The 13036-nt window shown below is 42.5% G+C and carries 8 protein-coding genes; all 8 read left to right on the plus strand.

Annotated elements, in window-relative coordinates; translation table 11 throughout:
* Nucleotides 1-7 precede the first annotated feature (7 nt).
* The 8 genes from DW981_RS03555 (at nucleotide 8) to DW981_RS03590 (ending at nucleotide 13003) form a co-directional block, all read left to right on the plus strand.
* Nucleotides 8-856: a hypothetical protein gene (locus DW981_RS03555; protein ID WP_118506800.1), complete on the plus strand. Its 849-nt coding sequence runs from the start codon at nucleotides 8-10 to the stop codon at nucleotides 854-856.
* A 75-nt stretch (nucleotides 857-931) separates the two neighbouring features.
* Nucleotides 932-2182 (plus strand): type II secretion system protein, encoded by a 1251-nt coding sequence (locus DW981_RS03560; RefSeq protein WP_118506801.1) that lies wholly within the window; start codon nucleotides 932-934, stop codon nucleotides 2180-2182.
* A gap of 25 nt (nucleotides 2183-2207) precedes the next feature.
* Entirely contained in the window at nucleotides 2208-4553 is a 2346-nt protein-coding gene (locus DW981_RS03565; RefSeq protein ID WP_118506802.1) for a hypothetical protein, read from the plus strand.
* A 17-nt stretch (nucleotides 4554-4570) separates the two neighbouring features.
* On the plus strand, nucleotides 4571-5137 hold the full coding sequence (locus DW981_RS03570) for a prepilin-type N-terminal cleavage/methylation domain-containing protein (protein WP_022026101.1): 567 nt from the start codon (nucleotides 4571-4573) through the stop codon (nucleotides 5135-5137).
* 12 nt (nucleotides 5138-5149) lie between these two features.
* Nucleotides 5150-5743, plus strand: coding sequence for a type II secretion system protein (locus tag DW981_RS03575; RefSeq protein ID WP_118506804.1), 594 nt, complete (start codon nucleotides 5150-5152; stop codon nucleotides 5741-5743).
* A 114-nt stretch (nucleotides 5744-5857) separates the two neighbouring features.
* The gene (locus DW981_RS03580) at nucleotides 5858-6760 is read left to right on the plus strand and encodes a hypothetical protein (RefSeq protein ID WP_118506805.1); all 903 of its coding nucleotides are present in this window, start codon (nucleotides 5858-5860) and stop codon (nucleotides 6758-6760) included.
* The gene (locus tag DW981_RS03585; RefSeq protein ID WP_118506806.1) at nucleotides 6724-11046 is read left to right on the plus strand and encodes a DUF5057 domain-containing protein; all 4323 of its coding nucleotides are present in this window, start codon (nucleotides 6724-6726) and stop codon (nucleotides 11044-11046) included. Before DW981_RS03580 ends, DW981_RS03585 begins: the two co-directional genes overlap by 37 nt.
* A gap of 208 nt (nucleotides 11047-11254) precedes the next feature.
* A complete protein-coding gene (locus DW981_RS03590) occupies nucleotides 11255-13003 on the plus strand; it encodes an ABC transporter ATP-binding protein (protein WP_118506807.1) in 1749 nt (582 codons plus the stop codon).
* The last annotated feature ends 33 nt before the right edge of the window (nucleotides 13004-13036 follow it).

The raw sequence follows: 13036 nt of genomic DNA on the forward strand, positions 1-13036 counted from the left end.
ACACAGAATGGCTACACAGAACACAAAGACGAAGACGACATTAGCAGATAAAGATAAGAAAGTATTGATGATCCTTGGTGCACTGGTGATTTTAGCGTTGGCATGGTTCTTAGGTTATCAGAAGTTTAATGAGCAGCGCGAGACAGTAGCGACAGAGAATGATCAGTTGGCGATGGAAGTGTCACAGCTTCGTGCAAAAGTATCCAAGAAAGCACAGGTAGAGGCTGATACGGAGAAGAAGAATGCCCGTACCGAGCAGGTGCTTCTTGCATATCCGTCAGAGCTTCGTACGCAGGATGCGATCAATCGCTTTGACCAGTTAGAGAAGAAAGTGAAGGGTCTTACGATCACAACGGAGAACTTTACAATGAATCAGATCTTCTTCCAGGATGGCGCAGCATTAGAGCAAGTTGTTGCACAGAATGCAGACGACGATGCTCAGTCGAAAGATGCGAATAGTGGCAATTCGACAGCTAGTGGCAATTCGACAGCTAGTGGTAATAATGCACAGAATAGTACGAATAATACGGCTAACGCAGCAACGAATGAGGCTGCTGCTGCAGACAATGCACAGAATGCACAGTCAACCGACACCGGTAATTATACCGGATACCGTTCGGATGTAGGCATTACATTTGCTACGGATTATAAATCGTTGAAGAGCGTGTTGAACTTTATCAACAACTATTCAGAGCGAATGAATGTTTCGAATGTTAATATTTCATCCGATGAAGGATCTAAGGCATTACAGTGTACAATGACCGTGCAGATGTTCTCAGTTGGAGGACAGGCGAAAGAGTATAAGGATCTGACATTATCCGGTGTACCACTTCGCAAAGACAATATTTTTCAGTAAATAGGTTACGCTCGGGTTTGGATGACGAATCCGGGCGTATTGGAGTAATAGTGAGACGGTAGGGGAGAAATTAGTATGATCAAAAAATTATGGAAAGAGAATAAGGGTTTTACGTTGATCGAGATTGTAATAACGACGGTCGTACTTGCTACTATTTCGATCCCGTTATTGGCGTATTTCTCAGAGTCTATGCGGCACAGTGCAAGGACCAAGCAGCAGCAGAACGCTGTTGTTGCAGCACAGGATGCTGTCGAGGAGTTAAAGAACGCTTCATTTAGTCTCGATAACGATAAGGTGGCAGACCCATCTGCGGCACCAAAGGCAAGCTGGACAGTAGCATCTCCATTGCCATCGGCGCCGGCGGCATATGATATGTACAAGAACTATACTGTTAATGGCAGTAGTTATAATGTGGTTGCACATGTCACCCCAAAGAAGTCAGTAAATAATGTTTATAATGGTTCAAATGGTCTGTATGATCGCAACCTATCGTATAGTAAGGCGATCATTCCATCGATGGATTCCAACAAAGACTTGATCTCAACAGAGACAGCACAGTATCTGTCCGATGCTAAGTTATATTACGGTGGTTTGTACTCTACATATTGTAAGGATCATAAGAATACGATTGTGAAGGATACAACGAAAGTCAATACAACGACGATCGGAAATCATTTGAAGCGTAAGATCGTTGTAGGTATTAAGCCGGGTGCATCGACCGGTAAGATCATTGCGACAGTTACATATGAGTATAGCTATGTGAAGGATGCTTCGGATGAATATCCGGATGCAATTCTTACGGCACATCCGGATCCTTACAAAGTAGATATCGCAAAGCAGTCGATCGATGCGGATAAGTTTGAGAATATTTTTATATTCTACAAGCCGGATACGAAAAACGATGAGGTAGAGATTAAGGGCTCAACGCTTGCATCGACATTGGGTGTGGCTAATATGAAGTTATATCTGGTGGCAGAGAATAGTGTAGCCAATTCGTTGGCAACGCCGGGAGACCGCAGCGACCCGGACATCATCGTCCGTGATATGACATATTCAATGAAAGTATCAACAGATACGAATCTGACAGGTACAGTCACAAAAGCTTACACAAACTTATGTGCAACTGGTCATGATGAGATTGCCTCGAGTGGTAATGTGTCTACGGTGATGCAAAAAGATGGTTCGGGTAATTATACGTTGATCACGACAGAGGATAGTAACCGACTGGTCGACATTACAGTATCGGTTTACAAGGATAAGGGAGGGTCTTATCCATTTGATGAGTCAGATAAATTGGCCTCAGTAGATGGCAATAAGGTTCAGTAAATAGAAGGGAAAGGATGGAGAGCGTATGAATAAGTTCAGAAAGGATGAGAGAGGATCATCGTTAGTTATGACCATCATAGCAGCGACGTTCATTTCCCTGTTGGCAGTAGCGGTTATTTCGATGACGGTAACCAATATTAAGCTGAAACAGGCGCAGAAGAAATCTCAGACCAATTTTTATAATGCAGACTCCATCGTAGATGCGATCAAAGCGGGTGTGGAGAATGTATCAGATACGGCAGCCAGAGATGCATATGAAAGTGTATATGCAGCGTATGGTGCTGTGCGTTCCGGTTCAACGGATTCGTTGACCGGAAAGTATTCCACGAAATACTTCAATGCAGTAATCACGGCATTGTCTGAGGGAGACTGCGATATTACCACAGGCACGACAAATATGAAATATCATGATTCCGTCATCAGAGGCTTCTTGACAGAGGCACAGTCCAAATACAGTGGCGGTAATTTTGTTGATGGATATAAGAGTCACGTCAATGGTAAAGGCGATATGGAGTATGACAGTAGCGACAATAGCTTATTACTGAAGGATTTGACGGTTATAAAGACAGAGGGAGACTATCAGACAACGATTACGACAGATATTCGTGTGAACCTGCCGGAGATGAAGGCCGGTACACATTCTGAGTATTTGAATTATGCGTTGATCGCAGATAACAAAGTAAAGATCAATGGTGGCTCCAGCGCGGCAACGATTGATGGTGACGTTTATTCCGGAACGGTTCGCAGAGATCTTCCGGGAGCCAGCCCGGAACCAAATGTAGAAGCGGATCCGGAGGCAGGATTTGTCGTAGATAATGGCGCAACATTGAATATAAATGCTGAGAACATTATATCTCGCGGAGATATTTTGGTTCGAGGCAGATCTTATATGCGGATTAACGGTTTGAACGGCTTGGATGCCCATGTCTGGGTTGAAAATATTCAGACAAAGGCCTCTTCCACAGGAACAGCCGGTAATGTATTAAGGATCAATGCAGAAACAAATGTTTCGGATGATTTGGAGATTTGGGGAAATAATGACAATGTCACTTTTAAGAATTCTTATTGTGGTTACAACTACAACAAGGATTATAGTGCAGCGAATATTGGTAAAACATCCGATAATGCACAGTTTAGTTCTGCGATGGTGATCAATGGAAAAAATGTTACATTAGATATACAAAGTTTATCAAAGCTGATCTTATCCGGTAAGACATTTATTTCTAAGAAGGGAAATAAAAATGAGAGTCTTGACGGTGCAGGTCCATCTTATGCAGCAAGCAAGGATATACGTACAGGAGAGGCATTGACTGTAAAGAGTAGTCAGGTTGCCTATTATGTACCGAGCGACTATTGGAAAAAGGTTGGATCTTCCGGTCCGACATTCCCAAATGGTATTGTATTTACACCGATAGAGGGATCTGCAGATGAATATGAATTTGATGTAGAGGGATACAATGAGTTCGTTGGTGGCAATAAATTTGATGTGAGAGATTATATAGATTCTGCTATGCCGCTTGTATATTACTATCGTCATGATACGGATGTGAAGGCAGACGCCTTGACTTATTTCTATTTGAATGTGAAAGAAGAGAAACTGACGTCCTTCTATCAGACATATGCAAAGTGCAGTCCGGATTATGCGATCCTTAAGGATGTCAATGCAAAGTATATGTCATCGACAGGAATAAAGTTTAACGGTGGTGCCGGAGTATTTTGTGCGACCGGTAATATATTGTATCGTGATGGTGCATCCGGTCAGGAGAAGATCGAGATCGGTGATGAGTCACCGGGCGCTGAGGGTGCAGTAGTTCGCAGCTATGCAGCAGAGAAAAGTAAAGAATATATGTCATTGCAGATGTCGCTGACATCCGATTATGATTTATCCTTAAAGTCTCCACAGTATCGTTTGTCAGATAATTACAGCGATGTATATACGAAGAAGGGTATCACAAATACTTCATCGGATAAGACAAATTTATTTGCAGTACTTCTCGACGAAGGTAAGATTGCTGATTATGAGAGCAAGAGTTCATCAAATCCAAAGCTTCCGTCGAATAGTATTATCGTTGTGAAGAAGGGCGATTATACTTGGAACGGCTCTGAGGAAGGTGGAATCATTGTTGCAACCGGTAATGTTAAGTTGGAGAAAAACTTCAAGGGACTGATCATTGCTGGTGGAGACATTGAATTTAGCGGTGCTACTAAGGTTATAGCGGATTCCGACCGTCTTGAAAAGATTTTTGATAACGACACAATTATTTACAATATGTTTAGTAAGTATTTCCGTAAGACGATCGCATCATCTATTGCCAAAGATGATAGCAGCGGAGATAACGGTATTTGCTATGAGAACTGGAAGAAGAATTAAAATAGGAGGTGATGGAGATGCAAAGAGGTAGCAGAGATGAGAGAGGTTTCACGATGGTGGAAATGATCATCACGATTGCAATTATGGCGATTCTGGCGGGGATTATCGGAGGTGCATATTCGATCATCAAGTCTGGAAATGCATCAAAATCGACATCCAGATTTTTGGGAAGGTTGGATACCACGCAGGTAGAAAACATGACCAAGAAGGGAACCACCTATTTGTATTTATTTAAGGACAGCGATGGGGTACAGACATTGATGTACAATGATGGTACAGACACAGGACTTAACTCTCAGAGTGATGTGATCGCTCATAAGGCGGATGGAGTTGTAACAGATATTGCCGGTTCCGGTGTGGATTTTACAGCGACATCAGGTAGCAATTCTGTGAATAGTAAAGATACATCGGATTTGGTAATTAAGATTTCTTTTGATAAGGCGAGCGGAGCATTCAAATGCTGTAAAAAGGCAGATGATGCTGCAGGAAGCACTTTTTATAAAGAAATTTCATTTAAGGGACGCGGTACTACTTCCTATGGAGTAAAGCTTGTAAAAGATACCGGCAAACATATGCAGGGATAGGAAGGGGGATGAATGATGCGACGCAAAGATGAAAATGGTTTTACATTAGTAGAACTTGTAATATCAATGGGAATGTTTTCTATTGTAATGCTTGCGATCATGTTTTTTCTGACCGCAGGAACAAAAAGTTACGGACATTCCAAAAGTGAGTTGAATCTGCAGATGGAATCGCAGATGTTACTCAATCAGATACGTGATATCACGTATTCATCCAATTATGCCAAATATGACAGCACACATAAGGCGTTGATCTTATATGATGTGGATAAGGTCCCGGCACCGACACCATCTGCAGGAGCAACTGCAGCACCGGTGGCAACAGCAGCACCGGCACCGACGAAGACAGCAAAGGTGACGATAGTATATTTGGTTGATGATAAGCTGTATTTACGCAAGGATCTAGATCCTACAGCGGTGGATGCTGCGTCACTGACAACAACCTGTGTTGCTATGGATGATTTCCTTTTTAGCAGATATATGCAGGACTTTAAGGCGACTATTAAGAAGAATGATGTGCAGCTTACGATGAAGATGAAAAATGGTAAGAGCAAGTACGAGTTGAATGAAGGAATTACAATTCGTAATGGCTGGATCACATATCCGTGATCATAGTATGACAGCATTGTAGAGACTTATGATATTGTCCTTTCGTTAGAAGGGGCAATAGACAGATGGATGATACATAGTATAAAGGTAGATAGGTAGAATGGAGGGCTTACTATGAGCAAGAGGAGACCAAAGACAAGTCTGGTCAATTTGTTGCGTAATAAGAAAACAGCTATAGCAGCAGCAGTATGCGTGGTTGTTGCCATGGGTGCATATGTTGGCGTACATATGTACAATTCGCATGCAGAAGATACCCAAATTGGTCAGATGCGTGGTGTGATCAACGACATTAGTGAGATCAAAGGGAAGAAGAGCGGTGCAAAGCGTACCATGGGTATAGGAGCCGGGGAACTTGGTTCTGCAGAGAATCCTTTTGTTTATCTTGAGATCGTGCCTTGGCAGGGTGTTGGTAATATCAGTTATTGCGTAACCGGCTGTCAGGCTGTCGATATTGAGAAAGTATCTCAGCACAATAACATTGGTGGTAGCCTTTATGTGAATAAAGGATATGGAATCATTTGCGATTATGCATTCCCGGAGGAGAATTATCCGGGTAAAGACGGTGCGGCTGAATACAATGGCTCTCAGGTAAGAGTCCCTTGGAAGCTGACGTCAGATGAAAAAACAGTTTATGGTTACTATGAGAAGGTAAATCCGGGACAGCATCTGAAAGGTAATCTGAAGCCTACCTTTGTCATTGACGAGGCTAAGACGGCTGCCAATGGAGGCGAACATCCGGTATTCCGTCAGGCTCATGTGGATGAGAAAGCACAGTATATTTGGGTTTCTATGTCAGATTCACAGGATGCAGGATATAAAAATCATAAAGCAACCGAAAATGTGAAGTTTGCCAGTGGTACGACAGCAGCAGTGATGAATTCCAAATACAAAGTTGGTGATCGTGAGTATACGTCACGTACCGGTCAGGTTATCAGTATCAGACACAGTGGGAAAATGGTATTGATATTGGAACAACGAAGATGTATTTCTATGACGATTTTCTTCGTTACAGTTTGAGATTACGTTCCCGTTATGAGGTGGAGAATTATAATATCGTCTTTAAGACGATTGAACCATGGGAGTTAAATGAGCATCCGGAATGGCTGGATTATGCAGATATGATCTATATGCATAAGAGCGATGAGGATGGTGCTGCTATCAGACATTATCAAGCTGCGTTGCAGCAGGATCCGGATGGCAGTAAGGGTATATTGCATTATGATACGTCGAAATCTAAAAATGCAGAGGGAGCTACATTTGGTAAGTACGGAAATGGCGAGTACAAAGATAAGCAGAATGATATTACCTTTGAAATTGCTTTGAAAATGTTCTATAAGGCGAACAAATTGGAACAGTACAAAGGAACGCAAAAGTGTTCTACAGATAGTAATCTGAAAATGAATTATGCACCGGTTATTATGCCGACAACATTTTATCAGGTGAGCTCTGCGGATGGATATGACGCAAAATCAGTTAACATGTCTCGTCTTGACTGGGAGACAATGAAGCCGAAGAAAAATTCAGGATATACGGCTACGGGATACAACAATAATATATATAAGTTCTGTGTTATGGATCTGTTAATGGACCAGAAGAACTTTTATAATATGTTCCTTCGTAATCGTGTTGCGACGGGTACCTCTGTAGTTGATAAGACAACCGGTGAGGTTACACCATTTACCGGAGATGCGAGAAGTTACTGGCATCCACATACATTCCTGCCAATACAGGATTTGTGGCCGGCTTACATTAAGAAGTATGGCTTGAATATGGGGCAGGGTGGCACCGCTCCAATGAACTTTGAGGGCAACCTTGGTGTTTTGAACAATACGATGTTCTACAACTCCAACATGATGCTTAACTCTCTTGCCAATACGATTAACAGTGATACAAACAATCCGTATATGGGACAGGTATTTGATTATTATAACAAGAAGAAGGAGCATAAAGATAAGGTTACTTCATTGGATATCATTCATTATCTGTTGAACTATGATAAGTCTGATTCGGGAAATAACGGTAAAGATGGTGCTATTGAGATCTTAGATATAGAGCCATGTAGTGATTTCTCGAAGATGACATTGGATTACTTGTACTTACTGTTCCCGGAGAGTGATCAATATTCGTTTGACGATGATTCGTTTAACATTACGCATATGACGACCGCTGAGTTAAACGGCAGTAAGGAAGACCTTTCGAAGTATGACTTGATCTACTTCGGCGATTCGACCGGTAAGCTGAATTCTACAGCATCATCGATCAAGTATACCGGTGATAAAAATCAGTGGGGCGGTTATAACGAGTATAATTATAGTTATGATGCACCTGCGTATAATGATAGCTCCAATAATGGGGAGATATTCCTGCATACAGGTGATCTGGTTAAGGGTGAGGATGGCGATAAATATCGCTTGTCCGGTAATGACTTGACTAGCATTTCATCCAAGGCACTACAGAAATATGTGAAGTCCGGTAAGGCAATGTTATTGCCGGATGTATTGCATATGGGGGATTTCTCTAATAACAGTGCTTATGCAAAAATTGTAAGCAAGAAATCTAACACACGCAAGTTTTTGCAGGCAGTTGGAGACAGTAAGAACGTATTCTCCACTTCCGCGATCACATCAAGCAATTTGATCAGCTTTGCACCAAAGAGTGCAACGGTGAAGATTACGGACACACCGCCAATTTATAATAACCCTTCCGATACCACAGAGGTAAAGGATGAGAGCACCGGTGCAGAGAGTACCGTAAATAAGACAGCGATCGAAAAGGACAGCGATGGCAAGTATAAACTGAAATTCACGTTTAAGATCGGTTATGCTTCCAAGAAACAGGAATATGCAGTGCGATTGCTGGTAGATAAGAATGGCGATGGTGTTATTTCGGATAATGAGACCGGCGCAGATGTTATGGACAGTTGGAACAGCACCGTATCTGCCGGACAGACATTCTCGTCCGGTACAATGGATGATGAAGGTAATGAAGAACCGGCAGAGTATAACGTAGCCTTTACCATTCCGGAAGAGCAGACAAATGGTCCGATCGCTTGGAGATTTACGGTATACAATACCGCAAATGAAAACATTTACTATCAGGTATCCGGAATTTCCTTATACAAAGGTGATGAGAAAGATGGGGAGGCAGTAATACCTGAGGTTAAGGTATTACAGATCGTTTCCGATGATAAGAAAGATACCGCTGTCGATCTGGAAAGCGGCAATGCAGAGCTTTTTAAGAAGTATGCAAAACTGGATGATTACAAGATCAACGTAACAACCATTACGTTATCCGAATATCTCAAGCATTTTGCAGAGGTTAATGCAAGCGACTATAAGGGGGATAAGACAACGAGAACATTATTCTCGCAGTCGGGAGATAATTTCTATTATCCGATGGATTATATGGATTATCATATCTTCTTGTTTAGTTGTGGCGCCGATCTGCAGAAAGCAAGCAACAAGGATGGAGCCGTGGCATTTGCAGCCTGGGTATCTAAGAATGACAAGAGTGTGATCTATACAGATAACTTGATCAATGCCGGAACATCGAACGGTGAGAACCGCAAGATGCTTAAGGATACCAGCGGACTTAGCCGATATACGTCCAAAGATGAGACGACTTCAAGCTATAATGATACTGCTACAGGCGCAGATGGCGAGAAGCTTACGTCGAAAGATTATACGGAGTTAGAATACACGTATGATCAGGCAACGTTGAAAGGTACGACAGCGAACAGTTATCTGGCATACAAGAATGGTAAGTGGACGGATGTAAAGGGTCAGAAATTGACATACGCCGACGATCATCAGCAGAAGACCACGAAGGGTTCTAGAGCAAACAATGGTACGGTATGTAATTATCCGTATACGATCGGTGAGAGCTTGTCCCTGACCGGTGCCAGAGCGCAGGATTATCAGTTGAATCTTGAGATACCGGATGCTGATGTATGGTATTGTCTTGGTGATAATCAGGGCAGAGGTGCAGCAGCAGGTAAGTTGAATACGTACTATGCAATGTCACCAAACGATGCAGCGAATAACTATTACTTGTATAATGTTGCGAATGTATTTTACGATGCAATTGATCTGGAGAATACGACCAAAGATCAGGAGATGCAGTTGTTTATCAATACCTTGATCGGGGCATATGAGTTCTCCTATGGTACACCGTATGTAACGGTGGATAAAGTTACTAAGATCAATGGAGATGCAGAGAAGTTAGTTGAAGACAAAGTAGAAGTTGCAGAGAGAAATTACTCCTTTGAAGTATCGGCAGGCGAGAAAGAAGTTAAGACGCTCATGTTCAAAGAGTATTTGAAACAGGAGAAGAACAATGTTGTTCATTCTGCAAAACCGGCAGCTTCCGCAGAACCTTCCGCAGAGCCGACAGAGGAGCCAAAGCCTACGACAACGCCGGCACCGGTAACTGTGTGGGAGAATACAACGGGTGGATCCGGTAATACGTTCTCCTCTAACGTGAATGATCAAAACAGTTGGCTGAAAGATTTAGATAATAATGCTATTGTACAGTTTACTTATACGTGTACGATGGAATTAGACCCAACAACACCGGTATGGGATGTTTATGGTGGATATAGCAAGAATGAGTGGACGAAGTGTGATACTCATTGGACTGCATGTGTTGGTGATTCTGAGAACGCAACAGAGATTCAGATCTTACAGATGACAGTAAAGGATATGAAAGAGATGCTTGGTGTAAGGTCCCAGGATGATATTGATGTCTTTAAACTGTGTCCATACAACAATAATCGACCGGAAGTGAAATTGCTGTCCGTGAAGCTGTATGCGGCGGATTACGATGGCGATTATGATAGTGGCAACAATGATCCAAAGAAGCCGAAGGTAGATAAGGTAAGGAAAAAAGATGTGTTTGGTGACAGTGACACGCATATCATATTCTTTACACCGCATGAAGGTAATACCAAGGGCGTCACGATCAAGCAATTGCATGTGCAATTTACAGGTGTAGATAATGATAAGAATGAGGCGATCAGCCTTCCGGTAACAAAGATCTATCGAAGTCTTGGTGATGGTGAGTATGAGAGGATCACTGCACCACAGGGTAGTCCGGGTCAGTTTAATGATACACTCGTGGACGGCAGACAGTACTTCGTAACCTACGATAAGGAGAATGCGAATAAGGCGAACACAATGTTGTTCAATAAGCTGGAATTTAACATTCAGAATGACCGTAAAGTGGGTAAGACCATCTTAGAGATCATTGGTATCGAGAAAGAGAAGAAGAACGAAGAAAATGTATACATGTTCAACCTTGACTAAAGTTGATGCATATATATTCTTGCGGGGAAAGTCCTTATCAGGCGAAAGCTTGATAGGGGCTTTTCTCGTGGAATTGGAAATTGCTGTTCACAGAAAGTTCATTTGATTTTTACAGATTACTTTGGTATATTATTTCTTAATTATAGATTAGCTGTCAGGGAACATTCGTCCTATGATATGCTAATCTTTATTAGTAATGGAGGTTTCTATGGTAAAAACATTATTAGCGCAGGTGAAAGAATACAAGCGGGATTCGATTCTGACACCGGTGTTTATGATCTTAGAAGTTATCTTCGAGACATTGATTCCATTATTGATGGCATCGATCATTAATGATGGTGTGATGAAAGGTGATCTGAAACATATTTATATCGTTGGTGCGGCGATGTTCGTGCTTGCTGTAGGCGGACTTTGGTCCGGAGCGATGGGCGGCAAGTATGGAGCCAGAGCATCAACCGGATTTGCGAAAAATCTGCGTAAGGCGATGTATGAGAATATTCAGACGTTCAGTTTCTCAAATATTGATAAGTATAGTACATCAGGTCTGGTGACCCGCTTAACGACAGATGTGACGAATTTACAGAATGCGTATCAGATGATTCTTAGAATGTGCATGCGTTCTCCGATGTCTTTGATCTGTGCGATGGCAATGGCTTTTTATGTAAATGCCAAAGTTGCCTGCATTTATCTGATCGCAGTTATAGTCTTAGGCATTTTCTTGTTTGTGCTGGTACGTAAGACGATGGGATATTTCAACGCGGTTTTCCGGAAATATGATGATCTGAATGAGAGTGTACAGGAGAATGTGTCGGCGATTCGTGTTGTAAAGGCATATTCTCGTGAAGAATACGAGCAGAGTAAGTTCCGCAAGGCGAGTGAGAATGTATATAAAATGTTTGTCAAAGCAGAGAGCTTGATCGTACTCAACGCTCCGGTTATGATGCTTACGGTATATGGCTGCATTTTGCTGATCAGTTGGATCGGAGCTAAAATGATCGTCGGAGGCACTATGCAGGTGGGTGATCTATCAGCACTGCTTGGTTACTGCATGAATATTTTGATGAGCCTCATGATGCTTTCTATGGTATTTGTTATGATCACGATGAGTATTGCCAGTGGAGAGCGTGTTGCGGAAGTGATCAATGACAGACCGGACATTACGGATCCGGAGAATCCGGTGCTTACCGTTTCGGATGGCAGCATTGAATTTGATCATGTTGACTTTAGTTATAAGAAACAATCCGGAGAGCCGGTCCTTAAGGATATTAATCTACAGATTGCTTCCGGAGAGACGATTGGTATTCTTGGTGGTACCGGTAGTGCTAAGTCCAGCTTAGTGAATCTGGTCAGCCGTTTGTACGATGTGACGGAGGGAAGCGTACGTGTAGGCGGTGTAGATGTTCGTAACTATGGCGTTGAGGCACTTCGTAATCAAGTGGCAGTAGTATTGCAGAATAATGTACTCTTTAGTGGAACGATTTTAGATAATATGCGCTGGGGTGATCCGGAGGCGACGGAAGAAGAGTGTAAACATGCTTGCGAGCTTGCCTGTGCGGATGAGTTTATTCAGAAGATGCCGAAAGGCTATCATACATATATCGAGCAGGGCGGTACGAATGTTTCCGGTGGTCAGAAACAGCGTTTATGTATTGCCAGAGCTTTGCTCAAAAAGCCAAAGGTATTGATCTTGGATGATTCTACAAGTGCAGTTGACACAGCGACGGATGCATCGATTCGCCGCGCTTTTGTCGAGGAAATTCCGGGAACGACGAAGCTTATTATTGCACAGCGTATATCCAGTATACAAAATTGTGACCGCATTATTGTGATGGAGGATGGACGTGTCAATGACTTTGGTACACATGAGGAATTGTTAGCGCAAAATCAGATCTATCAGGAGATTTATGAGTCACAGGCAGCGGGTAATGCAGATTTTGATGAACCGGGAAAGGAGTGATAGACGATGCCAAGACCAAATGCTATGGGAAGG

It is taken from the genome of Clostridium sp. AM49-4BH (genome assembly GCF_003478335.1).
Lineage (GTDB): Bacteria > Bacillota > Clostridia > Lachnospirales > Lachnospiraceae > Butyribacter.